Source organism: Mucilaginibacter kameinonensis, assembly GCF_003675385.1.
Lineage (GTDB): Bacteria > Bacteroidota > Bacteroidia > Sphingobacteriales > Sphingobacteriaceae > Mucilaginibacter > Mucilaginibacter kameinonensis.
Genome location: NZ_RCWZ01000002.1, coordinates 1,021,270 through 1,039,164 on the forward strand (window position 1 = coordinate 1,021,270; position 17,895 = coordinate 1,039,164).

Here is a 17,895-nt window from a genome sequence, read left to right on the forward strand (position 1 = left end):
AATGCATTAATTGTGGTCAGTTGTCCTTGAATTTTATAAATATGACCAGGCCGCGCCATGCGGCCCGGTCATAGGGGTATTATTATTATAGTAATGCGTTATTCCAGAAGGTAAGCTCACTCATATTGGTGTAATTACCTTCGTTGTTTGAGTTGTGTTTAATCCTGATACGGATATAGCGTACAGCCGGCGGATTGGGATCGAAGTTTACTTTTAACGGTGCGCTACCGTCATCGGTCCGTTTGATCTCTTTTAACAGTTTCCAGCCTTTAGAAATTGCCTCGGCAGTCCAGCCTGCATCATTAGCTTTTAGGGTAGTAGCAGCGTTGGTAATGTCCGCTATGCCCCATACCTCAAAATCATCAGGATTGTGACAGCAGTTACGACCGGTTTCTTCAATAGCTACCAGGCCTCTGTATAGTGCGCCCATATCAAAAGTGATAACCACCGGAAGCGGTCCGTTGCCATCGCTATGGAAGATGTTAGGGAAACCCTGAGGACCTGTACTGCCGTCCCAAAGCCTGTCTATATCTGTATCACCTTCATAAGGTTTGGCGTCGTTAGGCAAGTATACTTTTTTGAAAAGCTTTTTATCGCAAATGGCAACAGAGTTAATGGTCGGGAAGTCCTCATAATTGGCTACATAAAATGTGTCAAGAGCATTTACAGCAGGTTTAAAGGCTGATAAAAACTGGATTTTAGTATCCGCCTTATAATCTGCCAGGGTAACCGACATGCTATCTGCACTAAGTTTTCCGAAACTTTCCTTACCGGCTTTATTAGTGTATTTTATGTTTGTGAACACATTATGGGTACTGGTATCAACTTTCAGGAAATTAAGTGTAAGCTTTCCATCGGCACTGATACCGTATGGATTGGTAACATCATAACCCCTGTTTGATAAGCCCGACTGATAGATAGGCCCGTAAACCCTCACATTGTTGATATCAAGCGGAATAGAACGGTTGCCTTTTGCATCATACGAGAAAACTGTGAACGAATAAATGTATTCGTTAAGGTTTGGTATAACAACCGTTAAACTATCCGACGTATTGTGATTGGTGGAATTGTAAATGATGGAATCGGCTTTATTGTTCCAGTATATCACGTAACGGGTTATGCTGGGATCGGAGCTTGGATTCCAGGTAAGGGCGGCACGTAAATTTCCGGGACGGGAGTGGGCGTTGGCCACTGTGCCCGGGTACTTAACTTCGTGACCATTTAAGTACGATTCAAACTGTGTGTCTTGCTTGCTGCAACCATACAACAGGTATCCAAGCAAACAGAAAGCAGCTATTCTGACAATATTTTTCATGTTCGTTTAATCTAAATGAGTTAATACCTATTGTGGGTTACCATAAATTGAAAGCTCCATCATGTGGGCAAAGTCACCGTTTGACCAGGTATCATGCACCATGAAGCGGAAGTATTTAATTGGTGTTGAACCCGGTGGAATGTTAAAGTTAACCCCAGCCTTAACAAAGTCGGCATCGGCCGAATTGGTAAAACCTGGTGTAAGTCCCGATGGCGGGTTTGGATAATGATAATTGCCGATATTAACCCAGTCGCCAACTACGGTTCCAACAGGGGCATAATCAGGCAGCCTTACATCCTGCGGAGCATTCACATTTGATCCCCAGATGCTGAAATCTTTAGGGTTACCATGCGCGTAGGCATATTGATCGGGTCTTTCCCATAAAACAAAACGGCTTAATTGTGCAGATACGCCAAGGCTGAAAGTAACCTGCATTGGGGCAGGCGCTCCCGGAGCTGTATGCCAGCCGTTTGAGTATCCATCAGTTTTGTTATCCCATAAGTATGGAACCTCCCAGCCGTAAGCAGTAGGGCTATCGGTAGGTGTTTTATATACTGAAAACTTGCTCTTATCCAGTAGCGTTTCAAATATAGGGGTGATATTTACAACGGTAGTATCAGATATATTGCCAAATTTATCGGTAACATATACGCCAAATTGCTGAGGTACCGCCGCATACCCTCTTATGGAATAGTTGATGGTATCAACCTTGGTATAATGCTGGTCTACAACCTCCAATGCCTGTGTTGACTTATCAAAAGCCAATAAAATAACACCGATATCTTTTTGATCAGGGTTCATCGCTTTGATGTTTACACCGCCAAAATCAGAGGTGATAGTCAGTGTAGGCTTTATAAGCTTATAAAAAGGTGTATCAGGATGCACCTTAACAACCAGTGGATCGGATTTAACATTAGCCCTGCTCACCGAATAAAGTGTTACTTCATACTCCTGGCTTTTGGCAAAACCGTCAACCGTAACTGTATCCGAGTAATAGCTTGATTTGGTTTGGCGTGTAGTTTTATCGTTGATGCGGTACTCGGCCTGAACATATAGCAGGTTATCTGAGTTTGGCAGATCGTAGGTGATATAAGCACCGCCGTTAAAGTTTTTAACTTTTACGTTGGTAACCACGGCAGGCTTGCTTAAATCGGTCGAAACCTCTTTAACATACCCATCGTTCTTTTTGCATGAATTTAAGCACGCTATAAACAACGCCGCTGCAAGCACCAGCGCTGTTACCGAATAATTTTTAATGCGTTTCATAATTCTTATTTATGTTGAATTAATTCATTTTTAAATGGATGGGATGCCTACCAGTAGGTGGTTTGTACCAGGTTGTTATTAACAATCAGGTCGTTGTCCTTAACCGGCCAGAAATAATTTTTTAGCCCAAAAACAGGTGTTAACACTGTATGCGGCCTGTAATAGTTGCCAGCCTCTGACTCATATATATTCCAGCCTTGCAGTGGTGTGCTCAACACATTTTGAATTTCTTTCCAGCGGCGAAGATCCCATCCGCTTTGTGCTTCAAAACAAAGCTCAATGCGGCGCTCACGGTGTATGATATCGCGCAAACCTTCTTTAGTTGTTGGTTTAGCCGGATTTTTTGAATAGGTTGACCATGATTCCAAAACACCTTTTAATCCCGCTCTTGCACGTACTTTGTCAATGTAATTGTATACGTCGCTGGTTGGGCCATTGGCCTCGTTCAGGGTTTCGGCATATAAAAGATATAAGCCGGCAAGCCTCATCAGTGGTAAATGATATTCTATCGGCTGAAAGCCATCGTCATAAACTGAAAGATAATTGGCCAGTTTTTTAGGCCAGTAACCAGTAATATTGAGCGTATTCAGGTCTTTAGGGCCGGCTAATGAACCGGAACCGCGGGCTTCAACATGATAAGCCTGATCCTGGTTATAAATGCCGTTACCATACCAGATGCTGCCGTCAAAAGCGATGTTGGCATAAAAACGTGTTTCGCGGCCGTAGTGCTCGTTAATAGTGGTATAGCCTTGAGCAATATAATATTTGTCGGCATCGCCGGCGGTTTTAAGCGCGAAACGGTCAGCGTAATCATAATTCTTATCCTCAGTTAGCGGTACACCGTTAGCGGTATAAAAAAGTTCCTGTGTTGAAATAGGAACAGCAAATGTTGACGGGTTTGAGAAGATATTAACCGCAGATTTTGGCGTTAACCTTGGGGTAGCATAACCCTGGCAAGGGAACGTTGGGTTTAATGCCCAGATTAACTCTGGGTTTACATCCCATTTTTCGGTAACGGCGTTTTGAATAGTCAGTTCATTACGTAACTGATCTGACAGGGAACCTACCGTTGGAGGCGATACAAAGGTGTATAATTTAAGGCCGTTAGCTTCGCAGGCATCAATAGCCGCTTTACAGGCATCAGCAGCGCGTTTCCATTTCTGCGGATCGACAGTGCTTGAAAATAAAGCTTGTCCATCTTTATTCTTCATGCTGGCATAATCAGGGTTACCGTTAAATAACGGGCTGGCTTGTGTTGCCAACATTTCAGCTTTAATTGATAAAGCGGTTAACTGCGTAATACGACCAAGTTCTTTTGCTTGGTTAGTGATAACCGGTGGCAGATCTGGAATGGCTTCGTCCAGTAACTGTACGCAATAATTAAATACCGAATCGACCGGCGAACGTTTTACCCTCACATCCTCTGTGCTTGCAGTAATGTCGATGTTGGTTTTTACCAATGGCACCGGGCCATATAAGCGGCATAGGTAATAATGATAATATGCTTTAAGAAATTTTACCTCCGCCATCCATCTTGCTTTCTCTGATGGTGAAAGGTCGACAGGTTTATCGATATTCTCAAGCATGATGTTACACCTGCGAATTGAACGGAACAATGCCTGTCCGCCATTTTCACCATCCCACCAGTTTACACCCGGGCTTGCGCTGTTTTGCGTACCACGGATAAGGTTAAACCCATTTTCATTAAGCGGGTGGTTGGTAAGGTTGTTTGGATAAATGATTTCTGACGAGGTAGTGAAACCTATGTTTGAAGTAGGGTCATAAAACTGCTGTAGGGTCGCATAGCAGGTAAACAGGTAGTTTTCGGCCTCATTACGGTTCCTGAAAGCGTACTCAAGGGTACCGGTATTATCTGGTGTAACATCAAGATATTTTTTACATGATGCGCCCGAAACCAGGAGCCCTACCAGTAATAAAAGTTTATAATATTGTTTCATAATACTAAGTATTGATCAGTAAAAAATTACAGGTTAACATTTAAGCCTAAGTTGAACACCTTTTGTATAGGGTAGGCAAAGCCATTACCGCCAAGCTCAGGGTCCCAAAGTTTAAAGGCGCTCCAGGTATACAGGTTTAAGCCGTTAAAGTAAATGCGGCATTTGCTTACGTTTAGGCGCTTTAAAATTGATGGCGGCAGCGAGTAGCCTATTTCAACAGATTTCAGCCTCAGGAAACTACCGTCACGCATCCACCAGGTACTGTTTTGGCGGTTGTTTTCGATCTGGTTGCCGGTTACGCCTAACCGTGGATAGGTAGCGTACAGATCCTGGTTTTCTTCGCTCCAGTGACTGTCGGCAAATGCTTTGATCAGCTGTGTATTACCATAGATATATGGGTCGGGGCTTTGAATGAACGGACTGGTACGGTTAGGATCGATAAAGAATGATACACGTGCCTGACCCTGGAAAAAGCAGGAAATATCAAAGTTTTTGATGCCTGCAGATAAACCATAGCCGTACACAATTTCCGGAACGGTTGGATAGCCGATAAAGGTTTGGTCGGCACCGTCAATTTTACCGTCGCCATTCAAATCGCGGTATTTGATATCGCCACCACCCGGAGGGATGCCATTGGTCGAAAAGACCTGTGAAGGAGAGTTCCTTGCTTCGTTATCATCAACAAATAAACGTTCGGCAATATAGCCGTACTGCCTGCCTATTTCCTGACCATTGTGGTATCGGTAGGCTTCTTTATACTGAGGCTCCTCATAGTTGCCATATTTGCTGCTTGCTAAGGTAAAGTTACCGCGGCCCTGCAGCCATACATTGTTGTTTATGGTCGCCTTATAGTCCATCTGCAGGTCAATACCTTTGGTATTGGCTGTACCTATATTAGCAGTGACGTTAGGGTTTCCGTATTGGTCAAGCGCTTCAAGTCCCAGTGTTGTCGGGAGTGAGCTACGTGTTTGCAGAATGTTGTAACGGTGATATTTATAAACCTCTGCTACTACATTCAGATTTTTAAACAGGGTGAACTCAAGACCAAGATTTAGCTGGCGCGAGGTTTCCCAGGTTACATTTGGGTTTTCGTAGTTGTTGATGTAAACACCATTGCGGGTATAACCATTGTAAGTACCAAACGAAGCCGGGTTTCCGCCGTTAAGGTTAACATCCGAAAGGAAGAAGAAGCGTTGTGAACCGATAGCGTCATTACCTACTAAACCATAGCTGGCCCGTAACTTCATACGAGTGACAACATCATAAAGCCCTTGCCCCCAGAATTTTTCGTCAGATACGATCCATGAACCGCCAATGGTAGGGAAGAAACCGTACCTGTGATTGGCCGAAAAACGCTCGGTACCGTTATAACCGAAGTTAAACTCCAGGAAGTAGCGGCTTTTAAATGAATAAGTAGCGCGGCCTGCAAGTGTTAAGTTGCGGTAAGGCAGCGAGTACTGTAAAGTTGGATAGTTTAATACCGGATCTTTTGCTGCTGAATACACAGTTTGTTGGCGTGTGCCGATCAATGACGCGCTCACGTTATGATCACCAAACGCGTGGTTGTAATCTAAAACACCCTGGAAATAGATATAGGTGTTCAGGTTATCTGTACTTGGGTCGCGGTAGTAACTTAAATATTCGGTAGCAACATTGTTGCCGGTTGGCTGTGGGTTAAGCCATGTTAAGGTATACTGATTGGTGGCTTTATCATAAGTATTCACGTTGTAGTAAAATGGCGAATACCCCATTTGCGACTGAAAATATGAATATCTGTTGGTATGAAATAAACCATGGAAGTTAAGTCCGCTGGTTATAAAATCCAGTTTTTGGTTTAGCTCTAACTGGGCAGATAGCCTTGATTCAGAATAGTTTTTATGGCCGCGCAATAACGCTGCGTAAGGGTTATTGTAGGCGATAGCATTTGATGCCGAGCCCGCATTTGCCGGTGCCGCGTTACCAAACAAAATGTGTTTAACATTGCGGTTGGCCGAATCGGCAGGGAAATAAGCAGGGAATAATACCGGGCTGGTATGTACGGCAACGTTATAAAGGTCGGTCGAAAACGAAGCGTCGGCTGTAAGAGGTCCATTGTACTCATTGAACGAGCCCGCAAGCCTTACAATAAGCTCGGTAGTTTTGCTTAAATTGATGTTAACGTTTGAGCGTAACTGGTAGTTTTCAAACTTAACGTTGTTGTTATTATTGTTGGCGATATCCTGCCTTAAAATACCGTGGTCAACGTTATACGATCCTGATACATAGTAACGGGCAACGTCACCGCCACCGCTCACGCTCATATCCGCACGTTGCGTAGCTGTACGCTTTTTGAAAAGCATACCCAGCCAGTCAACAGCCGGATAAACATATTTATTGCTGCCCGGGGCATTGCTCAGCGTGGCCTGGGTATTTAATATTTTATTTTGCGAGAAGGGGAGTGGGCTTAACGGATCGCGGGTTATGGTGGCTTCGTTAAAAAGCTTCATGTAAGTGATAGGATCGGCAAGTTGCAGGGTTTTGGCCGATTGTGAAATGGAGTTTTCCACGCGTACGTTAATCTTAGCCTTACCAATTTTACCTTCTTTGGTACTTACTAAAATTACACCGTTGGCACCGCGGGCACCGTAAAGCGCGGTGGCACTGGCGTCTTTTAGTATCGAAAAGCTGGCGATATCATCAACCTGTAAGCGGGCAAGGTCAGATGTAGAAAGCTCAACGTTGTCGATCAAAATGAGCGGGTCTTTTTTATAGCCGAAAGTGGTTACGCCACGAATAAAAAAGCTGGAATTATCCTGCCCCGGCTGGCCGCTTGGCTGAAATGCGATAATACCCGCCACCTGACCTGCAAGCGCGTTGGTTAAGTTACTGGCGGGGATTTTAAGGTCGGCAGGTTTAACGGTAGTTACAGAACCTACTACAGCTTCCTTACGTTCTTTTTTACCGTAGGCCAGTACTACAACTTCTTCAAGGCCTCGTTTTGATTCTTTAAGTACAATGTTTACCACCAGTTTACTGGCCGAAACGGTAAAAAACTGATCGACAAAAGTTACGTACGATACCTTAAGGATGGTACCGGGTTCTGCATCAATCACAAACTTGCCGTTTACATCGGTAGTGGTACCCAGGTTTTTACGGTTAGTGGCTATGATGTTGGCACCGGCAATTGTTGCTCCCAGGGTATCTGTTACACGTCCGGTAATGGTTACCTTGGTTGTTTGCGCGTGTGCAAATTGTGCCGAACCAATAAAGCTCAGCAGTAATAATACAAAGCAATAAAAACCCGGTGCAGGTTTGTACGAGCGCTTAAGCTCCCGCCGGGTTTTGATACATTGGTAAAATTGTTTCATAAAATTGGTTTGATAATGGTTTTTTGTTTTTTGAGTTTGGTTTTTGGGTGTGTCGGTTTTAATGCATTTAAATGCGGAGTTGGTAAAAGGTTTTTCCTTTAAAAACTGGTTTAATCATGTTGTTTATTGAGAGTTAAAATATGTTAAGTTGACAATTAAAATTTTTTAGCCGTGTTTAAGCTTGCTGTTGCTTTTTTGAAAAAATCAATTGGTTAAAAAATAAACTACCTGGCACGCGTTTCCTTTACTGTTTGCATTCTTATCAGTGTCAATTTTTAAATTGAGCGTATGTGCACCTTTTTTAAGATCGGTACTGAAGGTTACATACCATGGCAGGTAGATCCATGAGCTGAATTGTGTGTACAGATCCATTTTCTTTTCGGGGCCGCCATCAATACTATAGCTTATAATGCCCGCGTCCGGACCCGATACTATGGCCATTCCAATTGCAGTGCCCGTAAATGGCAGTGTTAATGACGAGCTCGATTTTGTTGCGATAAGCATTGGCTTGTGTACAAAACCTTCGCGGGTTGTCACGTTGTTATCAGGTGCCCAATCGGGGTTAATAGCCCATCCATTCAGGCTTTTAGCGTACTGGATGTTGTAATATTTGCCGTTATTTAAATTGAGGTTATTGAGTGGTTTTGGTAATGCAGATAATTTTGATGCCTTGTTTTGTTGATCATCAAAGCATGCATTCAGTAAGCTTTTTATGGAAGCGAAGTAAAGTTCCTGTCCGTATATGGCCGGGTGCAGGTCTTTAAAGTCATATTGCCATGAAAACTCCTGGTTGTTAAGTTTGTCGGTAACTTCCTTAGCCAAATTGATAGACGGCAAGCCGTAATGTCCAGCTACCAGTTCATGATTTTTAATTTGTAGTGGGGTTTTGCCATTGTTGTAATCCCTGATCTTATCCGGATCAACAAATGACATCATGACAATATCCATCAGCGGATTTGCTTTTTTTGCATGCCTTACGATACCTTCTAAAGCACGTACTTCGGTCAGGCTATCCAGGCCGTTTACATTGTCGTTAACGGCAGCCTCAACAAACATCAAATCTACTTTGCCCGAATCAAGCACATCCCGCTGTAAACGGAATGCATGAGGCACACTTCCTAAGGACGGGATACCGGCTTGTATAAAGTGAAAATTAGTTGATGGAAAGCGCTCGGTAAGATAACGACTGATCTTTTCGCGCCAGCCTGGGTTGTAGGTGATGGATCCGCCTAAAAAAGCTACGGTAGCTTTTTGGCCTGCGTTAAATACACTGAGGCTATTGGCTAAACCGTCCCGGATTGTAAAGTAATTGGCATAGGGCAATGCCTTTTTTATCGGGTAGCTGTACCCCATGATCAAATCTGCCCATTGTTCCGGATGTTCAATAGGGAAGTGGTGCCCGTTCAACTCCTGCGGACCGGCAGTTACCGGGTATACCATCATCGGACCGCCTAAGGCCGTATAACGTTGAGCAAGGATGTTGGTATTATCGGCATTAGGCACAACCTGGTCGTTTATGCCAATAATGTGCATTACAGGAACTTTGAAAGCAGCAAGCCCATCAAGGTTATCAATAGGATTGTCTTTATAATCAAGTGCCTGTTGCTCTGTAAAGTGATATACCTGCTGCAATTGTTTCCACAAACCGGCATCTCCAGGAGCGCTTAGTTTACCACCCGGCCAGCTTTTAATGTTGCAAACAGGTGCTTCGTTATAAATGCAACTAATTTTATCGGGGTTGCGTTTGGCCCAGCCGTATACATATAAACCTCCGCGGCTTACGCCTTCGAGAGCAACTTTTGTGGCAAATGATTGTTTGGTGGTTAAATATTTATAGAAAGCATCCCATACCTGTAAAGCATAAGGGCTACCATATTGATCATCAACGTTTACAAAAGCTATACGAAAGCCTTTGGTTAGCAGGATGCTGTCAATATCGGTATGCCAATCCGGAAATGAGGCCCGCCACACCCATGGATTACCTTCAAGCGGTTTTTTGGGGTTTATAAAATAGGCTTTGTGGGTACCAATAGTAATATTTACCCGTTCAAATCCTTTCCAGCTATCATTGGCTGTATGTTGAATGGTATATACGGCTGGGGCATTGCCCGCACCGCCACTTTCATGGTTTTGTGCTGAGGCAATACCGGCCGTGAACCCAAATAATAGCGTAATTAGTAAAGTTTTAATCATTCAGTATTGGTTATAGCAATCCCAGTTCAAAAACTTCGTCCTTTTTTGAGGATTGATGTTTTCGATTAAAATTTTTTTGTAAAAACCTTAGTAGTTGGCGTTTATAATTAAGATAAAAGTATGAAGGGCATTAACAATAAATTGCATCTAAATTGATTTGTTTCGATACTATTTTGACATTGCTTTTTCTGTTTTTGGCAAAAAATGTCTTGCTGAAACAATTTAGTTGTATTAAGTGTCTTTTTCACAACAAAATAGTGTCGAAAAAACTAAAAGTTGCGCAAAATTGTATCGGTTGTTTTTAGTTCACGGTTCATTATTGATGGCTTATGCCAAGAGCCGTGGGGTGAAAATTCAGAAACTTACGAAGTTTTAAAACCTCGTAAGTTTGATAGATCGGGCCTAATGACCTATTACTGTCAATAGCGGTTCTTCGGATTCGTCCGAATAAGTTTTGTTTGTCACCACGTACCCTTTAACGCCGTAGTATAGCACATATACATAGCAAACAAGGGGTACTATAAATGCCATCCTGATGCCCGAGTGATCAGATATCAGGCCCATTATTGGTGGGATAATAGCACCACCAACAACGCCCATAATGAGCAATGATGAAGCTACTTTGGTATAATCGCCTATGTTTTTAATGCTGAGGGTAAAAATGATCGGGTACATTACCGAAGTAAACAGCCCAACTACGGATAATGAAATTATGGATACATAGCCACTTGTAAGTACCGATATCAATATCAGCACAAACGCGCCGATACTGCATAGCATAAGCACTTTATTAGGTTTAACCTGCTTGAGCAAAAATGCACCCAATAAACGCCCGGTTAATACCAGCGCCATATAAAGCGTAATAAATAAGGCGGCCTTTTGCTCCGTAATGCCTGCAATATTTAATGATTTCGTGTACCGGATAATGAAACTTACCACGCCAACTTCGGCACCCAGGTATGCGAAAACAGCAAGTACGCCCAATATAGTATGCCTGAACTTAAATACTCCAGAGAGTTTTTGCCTGCTGTTACCTTCATGAATCACCGGCAACTTTAAAAAGTATAGTACCATGCACAGGGCTATAAATAACACCGCCAAAGTTAAATAAGGCGGAATCACAAGGTGTGCTTCGCTGTTTAAAAACGATTGAAGTTGTTCCGGGCTAAAGGATTGTATAAGGCTTGCCGGGATATCTTTTTCATGCAGCAAAAATCTGGAACCAATGAAAGGCCCTATTGTGGCACCCATTGAGCCAACTGCAGCCGCTAGGCTTAACCGGCTTGATGCGTGGTTCGGGTTGCCAAGTTTTGAAATATAGGGTGTAGCAGTAACTTCCAATATGGCAAAGCCTGATGCCATGGTAAATAATGCCAGCAGGAATACCGGGTAAAATCTGGTAGTTGCTGCCGGGTAAAATATTGCTGCACCAATAGCCGCCAGAATAAGTCCGGTAAGCATCCCTGCCCTGTAACCCATTTTTTCAATGAAGCGCCCTGCAGGTAAAGCCATCAGAAAATAAGCCCCAAAAAATGCGGATTGGATCAGCGACGATTGCAGATCGGTTAACTGGCAGGCCCTTTTCAGATGTGGGATCAGCACATCGTTAATATTGCGGCTCAGGTTCCAGAAAAACATCAGGCTCATTACTATCAGCAGCGGAGCTAAATATTTTGATGCGTTACCATTGGTTTTGTTCATGCTTATCCTGTTTTATCTTCTATAGCCTAATTCAGCGCCGCCGCTTACTGGCATAATGCATCCGGTTACAAATCGTGCAGCATCCGAAAGCAGGAAAACTGCCGCGTCGGCTACTACATCACCCTCCGGGCAGTAGCCTAAAGCGTGTATATCATTCAGGTATTTCTCTATCGATCCGGGATCCGGCTGTTCTGCCGCCCATTGCTTAAGTAATGGCGTCCACACCCCAGCCGGCGAAACCGCGTTTACCCGGATCCCATATTGCGCATAATCAAGCGCCATAGATTTGGTAAGCGCGTTGATGCCCCCTTTGGTTGCGGTATAAGCAGCATGCAGACTTTGCCCGATATCGCCGGCCATACTGCTGGTATTCAGGATACTGCCTTTTGATGCTTTAAGCATGTTGATGCCATATTTGGTTGTCCAGAACAGGCTTTTGAGGTTAATATCCATCAGGGCATCCCACTCATTTTCTTCTGTTTCGTCAACAGGTTTTGATGGATGAGCTATTGCCGCATTGTTATGAATAGCATCAAGCTTGCCATAATGTTTATTAATAGTTTCAAAAGCGGCTTTTACATCGGCGCTGTTTGATACATCACCCGCAATGCCTTCATGTTTGCCGCCAAAACGGTCAAGCGTTTTATAAAGGGCCCGCTCATTAACATCCATGATAAAAACGGTTGCCCCCTCACGGATATAAGCTTCGGCACAAGCTAAACCAATGCCCGACGCGCCTCCTGTAATAAATATTACTTTGTTTAATAACTGGTTCATTTTTGGTTTTTAGCTGGTTACAAGATCGCTGCTGTTGCCTGCTTCGGCAGGTACGGCGTAAAAGCCCTCGCTAATATTGGCCGGATTTTTAAAGTATTTGGCCAAATGCGGTATGTGTTCCAAAAATAAGTTTTCGTGCCCAATAGCAACATGATTAAACAACACTAAATGCTGATGGATCTGCCCCATATCACCCACATGAGGGACTACCGGTACGTTGAATTTTTTTGCCAGCAGACTAATCGTCAGAAATTCAGACACACCACCAACGCGCACACAATCAACCTGGCAAAAATCCATGGCGCCTGCCTGCAAAAAGTTTTTGAAGATGATCTTGTTAGGAATATGCTCACCGGCTGCAATTTTAAGAGGTGCAATTTCTTTAGCCAGTGTCTGATGAGCCAATACGTCATCGGGGTGGGTAGGCTCTTCAATCCAGTAAGGGTTTATGGTGCTTAACTCTTTACAAATGGAGATGGCCTGCGGAAGGTTCCATTTTTGGTTGGCATCAAGCATGATGGTAGTTCTGTCGCCAGCTTCGGCCCGAACCAACTTTGCCCTGCGGATATCGCGTAACGGGTCGTTTGAGCCTACTTTTAATTTCATGGCCGTAAACCCGCGATCGATGGCGCGCGCCACATTTTCCTTAATTTTTTCATCTGAGTAGTTAAACCAACCTACCGATGTATCATAGGCTTTATAACCTGTTTGCAAAACGCTGTTGCGTAGCGTACGGCCGGTAAGATTGTTCCCTAAAATGTTTTCTGCTTCTTCAATGGTTAATACATCTTCCAGGTAATTAAGATCGAGTGTAGCTACGAGGTCTTTCGGGCTTAAATCGAGCAAAAGTTTCCAGAGTGGTACCTGGCGACTTTTAGCCCATAGATCGAAACATGCGTTAACTATAGCCGCCAGCGCCAGTTGCATAACACCTTTGTGCGGCCCCAGCCAACGGTAAGTAGGCGAGTCAAGTATCGAACGGTAAACCGAACCGAAATCAGACATCAGTTCCTCAATTTCGCGGCCTTTCAATGTTTCGGAAAGGTATTGTATGGCTTTGCATACCAGGTCGTTGCCGGCGCCAAGGGTAAAGGCCAGGCCAATGCCTTTTACGCTGCTATCGGTATGCAGTTCACAAATGGCGTAAGCGTACTGGGTAGAATCGTTTACGGCATCAGATCCGGCGCCATTGCCTAAATTAAAACGCTTGTCGGTAACTTCAATTTTATTAATGTACATGTAAGTAAATATATTTTGCAAATAAATTCAGACTGTTCTCTATAGAAAAGTCCTCGATAAAATCTTGTTTCCTGTGTTTATAAATCGGTTTATTATACCTTTTCAGATAAGGTATGATGTTGTAAAATTAGCGCGGTTTGATTTTTTACTTTCACTTTAATTGGCAACTTTCGATAGTATTTTTGCTTATATTTAGCTTTTGTGATCTGATCTTGTTAAAATGAAACCAATTTTAGCCGTATTGTCTGACGGGGTACAGTCAGAAGACCTTTTTGTTGCCAAGGAAGTCAGGCTTCCTTTTTTCTCCAATGAGTTTCATTTTCATGAGGAATGCCAGCTGGTTCACATCGTAAAAAGTTCGGGCAAAAGGATAATCGGCGACCTGGTTGATTATTTTGAAAGCGGCGAGCTTATTTTCCTGGGGTCAAATATCCCGCACGTTTGGCACAACACACAGGAGCAAACTAACGGAGACGAACCGGAGCCTTATGCGCATTCTCTATCTATCTATTTTAACCCATCGAAGTTATTGCTGCACCTTTCGGCTTTTGGAAATGTGCGCAAAATCGAGTCGTTTTTGAACAAGGCACAAAGAGGGGTGGAGTTGAAAGGCAGAAGCCGGGATATGGTAGTAAAATTAATGTACCAGATTTTGCAGCAAGAGGGGCTGCAAAAAATCATCACCCTGCTTGAGATCCTGAATGCCATGAGTTCATCAGATACGGAATATGATCTGCTGGCCAGTATCAATTATATCAACTACTACCAGTACAATGATAGCAAACGTATGGACCAGGTATTTAAGTACATCTTTGACAATTTCAGGGAAGATATCTCACTAAACACAATAGCCGATGTGGCTAACATGAACACCTTTGCGTTTTGCCGGTTTTTTAAGGCCCGCACGCAAAAGTCATTTACTCAGTTTGTAAATGAAACAAGAATAGGCTATGCCTGTAAATTGCTGGGCCATAAAGAAACCAGTATTACAGATATAGCCTATGAATGCGGTTTTAATAACGTATCAAACTTTAACCGCTTTTTTAAGGTGATTAAAAAAGTAAGCCCCCGCGAGTACCGGAACCAGATTTTGTCTTAGTTGCGATTTAGGCTAAAGTTTTGCAACCTGTTTGTCGTACTATTTGCAGGAGGCGTTTCGGCCCATTTTATTTCATCGTTCATGAAATGTTCGGTACGGCAGCCGTTGTTGCGGATGCTTTTAATGAAATCGAAATACAGATCGTTAAAAACGTATACGTTTTCTTTCAATACAGCATAGTTAGTAAGTATAAAACCAAGCGTGTTTACCTTAACTATGATCTGTTTCGAGTCATCGCATAATTTAATGAGGTTTTTAATATTGTTAACAACTGCAAGCTGGTTACTTACCGGCAGGGTGAGTTTTATTTTTAAGCCCTCGTAAAGCACTTTCATAAAAGTAGTGAAACCGCCATCCTGTTCATTGTAAGTGATGCTTATCTCATTAAAAACGGCTTTGGCTTTATCTTCATAACCCGACGCCAGGTATGACTCGGCCATAACGGTTTTTAAAATGAAAGCATATCCTGTAGAATAACCCCGGTATACCTTATTTAAACCGTTAATAAATTTGGCTGCTTTGTTGTGTTTTTGACAGATGGTTGATGTGTATAAAGCCAACAAATAAACTACTTCTGTAAATCCTTTTGAAACACCGGTGTTTTGAACCGGATTGAAATAGAACCTTGTGATTTCGGTAAGCGACTCCTTTTTTATGATGCCATACTTGAGGTAAAACAAAATAGTTTCAATGCAGTTTACCGGGTTGATAGGCAAGTTTTGAAGCGCTTTTAAATTGTATTGCTTTAAATCATTAAAGTGTTTTTCGATTTTTGTTAAATCAAGCTGCATGATGGCAATGGCAGCAAGGCAGGTTTTTATTAAAATTTGTTGCTGGTTTGATAAGCGGAATTGTAAAAATGTTTCCAGCACTTCCTCATAACCAATATCGATAAATTCAAGGCTGATAAAGTAGTTAAAGAACTCCTCGCTGCAAACCTGTCTAAACAAATCTTCCATTCGCTCGGTCATTTTTGTGTTTACATGCTGAATTTTGAGTAATTCACCAATAAACCTGATGATCTCCGATTTTTCTTTTGGCAACAACTGTACACTTAGTAAAGCTTTAAGCTCGAACCTATAGTCTTTATGAACTGCATTATAAATAAACCATTTTATGATAGGCAGTTTTTTATCCCTGCCGAATACCAGGTCGGTTAGGTTTACCAGGTTATCATCAAATACATAGTTATTGTTGTACATCAGTATCATAGCCAACGCATACTCCAGGGTAGTATCGTCAATCATTTTAACTACGAAGTTGAGCTTGTTTTCGCGCGAGAGGTTAAGTTCCTCAATGATCCCTGCGCTAAGCATCTCCTGGTATGCCGATCCATATTTTTTGATCAGCTCATAGATCCTGATCTTACTAACCTCGTATACCCGGTTATCGGTATCCATTTGATTAATGATGCCGGTAATCAACAATACCTTTTCAATGGCATAATGACCTTTGTAAACATTATGATAGTAGTTTGCGGCTACAAGGTTGTAATAAGTAAGGTCATTAAAGTGGCTTAAGCTGAAATTATCGCTGTATCGCTGGTAATAGTACTGGAAGTATAAAGGATGACTTAGTTTATCAATAATAGGTAAAGTTATATCATGGGCAATATTAGGGTTTATATTATCGCAAAGTTTTTTGATTTGTTCGGTAGTAAACAGCGGCACATTAAGTTTTTGACTGCTATCCATCATAAAACCGGTGAACCACAGATCAGGTTGGGCTATTATATCTTCCCTGAAGTTACTCCAGGTTGACGAACGCATGGTTAGTATCACCTTAAACCAGGGGTATTTGTGGTACATGGCTATAATATCGGCCAATTGCTTAAATACCGTTTCGAATGTGTTATTCTTGAAATAAAACTCATCGAAACCATCTATAATTAAAATAAAGCGCCCGCTAAAATCTTCGGCCATTTCTGCAAGGCCGTCAAGGTCTTCATCTGGCGACAGGCCAATAAGCCCCATCAGCCAATGGTTAAGATGGATGTTTTGGAGCGATGAATTGAGCGTGTTACCGTTAAAAAACAGTATCAGGTCTTTTTCATCTTTTTGTGTGTTGGCTTTTATCAAATCTTTTACCCAATGGCATAGTCCAATTGTTTTGCCATAGCCTGCCGGAGCTGTAAACACAGTGGCTGTATAAGGCTGCTGCATAAATATGGACAATTGTTCATTAATAAAATTCCGGGGAATGGTATACTGGAACGGTATCCCTGAATGATTGATCTGGGTTTGCAAAGTGAAATTGGTGATCCTGTCTGCTTTGGCCGTTATCTTCCCAGGTTTATATACATGGCTTTCTTTTTTAACAACTGTCTTTTGCTTGCTTTGGCAAAATGCATCCCAACCTGTATAACCGCAAAACTCAGCCAGCGCGTTCATGGTGAATAATGATGGGGTAAACTTGCTGTAGGCAAATCCAAAAATACGTTTAAGCGTAGTTTCACTAATGCTTTTCTGGGTTTTGCCAAACAGCATTAATGATAAGGCCTTGCAATCGGCAGGGGTAATGTAGGCCATACCCGCTTTCTCCGTTAGTTCTTTTTTTAACAGATCAAAATGATAAGTCGAAAATAGATGCATAGGTAAAGGTTTTAGAGTGAATATATTAACTATATACGTCAGTCAGTCGAACAAATTAGCGCAAACAGTATCAGCAAGTAATCTTGAAAACTTATTTAAAATATTGTAAAAGGTTCAAGCAATTCCCTGGGGTAACGGGATATTGTTAATACATGGCTAAACAAATATTTTCACATATTTTGTTTAATCAATAATACGTATGTTAATTGAAAATGGATTTATATTTTATTAAAAATGATATTCCGTTAGGTTGTATTTGCTGAATGAATAAAATGAACAGAAAATGAATGCAGAAAACAGAATGAACAGACCTGCATGAATACTGAATGATATGACCAGAATGGTTTTTAATGAATGAAAAGCCTTTTTCGTATTGCATAGGCGTGATTTAGCTTTACGGAGTTCATTT

Annotated in this window: 10 protein-coding genes; 1 reads left to right on the forward strand and 9 read right to left on the reverse strand. The window is 42.3% G+C overall.

What is annotated here, in order from left to right:
• Positions 1 to 85: 85 nt before the first annotated feature.
• The 8 genes from EAH55_RS11165 to EAH55_RS11200 all read right to left on the reverse strand — a co-directional run bounded on the left by EAH55_RS11165 (position 86) and on the right by EAH55_RS11200 (position 13,796).
• Entirely contained in the window at positions 86 to 1,315 is a 1,230-nt protein-coding gene (locus EAH55_RS11165) for a DUF4998 domain-containing protein (RefSeq protein ID WP_121809689.1), read from the reverse strand.
• Positions 1,316 to 1,342: 27 nt separating this feature from the next.
• Positions 1,343 to 2,581, reverse strand: coding sequence for a DUF5000 domain-containing lipoprotein (locus EAH55_RS11170; protein ID WP_121809690.1), 1,239 nt, complete (start codon positions 2,579 to 2,581; stop codon positions 1,343 to 1,345).
• Positions 2,582 to 2,628: 47 nt separating this feature from the next.
• Positions 2,629 to 4,539 (reverse strand): RagB/SusD family nutrient uptake outer membrane protein, encoded by a 1,911-nt coding sequence (locus EAH55_RS11175; RefSeq protein WP_121809691.1) that lies wholly within the window; start codon positions 4,537 to 4,539, stop codon positions 2,629 to 2,631.
• Between the two features lie 26 nt (positions 4,540 to 4,565).
• Positions 4,566 to 7,886 (reverse strand): SusC/RagA family TonB-linked outer membrane protein, encoded by a 3,321-nt coding sequence (locus EAH55_RS11180; protein ID WP_121809692.1) that lies wholly within the window; start codon positions 7,884 to 7,886, stop codon positions 4,566 to 4,568.
• 204 nt (positions 7,887 to 8,090) lie between these two features.
• Entirely contained in the window at positions 8,091 to 10,079 is a 1,989-nt protein-coding gene (locus EAH55_RS11185) for an SGNH/GDSL hydrolase family protein (protein ID WP_121809693.1), read from the reverse strand.
• Between the two features lie 402 nt (positions 10,080 to 10,481).
• A complete protein-coding gene (gene fucP, locus EAH55_RS11190; protein WP_121809694.1) occupies positions 10,482 to 11,780 on the reverse strand; it encodes an L-fucose:H+ symporter permease in 1,299 nt (432 codons plus the stop codon).
• A 12-nt stretch (positions 11,781 to 11,792) separates the two neighbouring features.
• Positions 11,793 to 12,557 (reverse strand): SDR family NAD(P)-dependent oxidoreductase, encoded by a 765-nt coding sequence (locus tag EAH55_RS11195; protein WP_121809695.1) that lies wholly within the window; start codon positions 12,555 to 12,557, stop codon positions 11,793 to 11,795.
• A 9-nt stretch (positions 12,558 to 12,566) separates the two neighbouring features.
• Positions 12,567 to 13,796, reverse strand: a complete 1,230-nt coding sequence (locus tag EAH55_RS11200; protein ID WP_121809696.1) for an enolase C-terminal domain-like protein — start codon at positions 13,794 to 13,796, stop codon at positions 12,567 to 12,569.
• Between the two features lie 220 nt (positions 13,797 to 14,016).
• On the opposite strand from EAH55_RS11200, the gene EAH55_RS11205 reads away from it, so the two are divergent.
• Complete coding sequence (locus tag EAH55_RS11205) at positions 14,017 to 14,895, forward strand: AraC family transcriptional regulator (RefSeq protein WP_121809697.1); 879 nt, start codon at positions 14,017 to 14,019, stop codon at positions 14,893 to 14,895.
• Here the strand turns inward: EAH55_RS11205 and EAH55_RS11210 are convergent.
• Positions 14,892 to 17,486, reverse strand: coding sequence for an NACHT domain-containing protein (locus tag EAH55_RS11210; protein ID WP_121809698.1), 2,595 nt, complete (start codon positions 17,484 to 17,486; stop codon positions 14,892 to 14,894). The genes EAH55_RS11205 and EAH55_RS11210 overlap by 4 nt on opposite strands.
• Positions 17,487 to 17,895 lie beyond the last annotated feature (409 nt).

Coding starts and splice junctions, on each gene's coding strand:
- EAH55_RS11165 (WP_121809689.1), bottom strand. CDS start 1,315: ATGAAAAATATTGTCAGAATAGCTGCTTTCTGTTTGCTTGGATACCTG.
- EAH55_RS11170 (WP_121809690.1), bottom strand. CDS start 2,581: ATGAAACGCATTAAAAATTATTCGGTAACAGCGCTGGTGCTTGCAGCG.
- EAH55_RS11175 (WP_121809691.1), bottom strand. CDS start 4,539: ATGAAACAATATTATAAACTTTTATTACTGGTAGGGCTCCTGGTTTCG.
- EAH55_RS11180 (WP_121809692.1), bottom strand. CDS start 7,886: ATGAAACAATTTTACCAATGTATCAAAACCCGGCGGGAGCTTAAGCGC.
- EAH55_RS11185 (WP_121809693.1), bottom strand. CDS start 10,079: ATGATTAAAACTTTACTAATTACGCTATTATTTGGGTTCACGGCCGGT.
- fucP (WP_121809694.1), bottom strand. CDS start 11,780: ATGAACAAAACCAATGGTAACGCATCAAAATATTTAGCTCCGCTGCTG.
- EAH55_RS11195 (WP_121809695.1), bottom strand. CDS start 12,557: ATGAACCAGTTATTAAACAAAGTAATATTTATTACAGGAGGCGCGTCG.
- EAH55_RS11200 (WP_121809696.1), bottom strand. CDS start 13,796: ATGTACATTAATAAAATTGAAGTTACCGACAAGCGTTTTAATTTAGGC.
- EAH55_RS11205 (WP_121809697.1), top strand. CDS start 14,017: ATGAAACCAATTTTAGCCGTATTGTCTGACGGGGTACAGTCAGAAGAC.
- EAH55_RS11210 (WP_121809698.1), bottom strand. CDS start 17,486: ATGCATCTATTTTCGACTTATCATTTTGATCTGTTAAAAAAAGAACTA.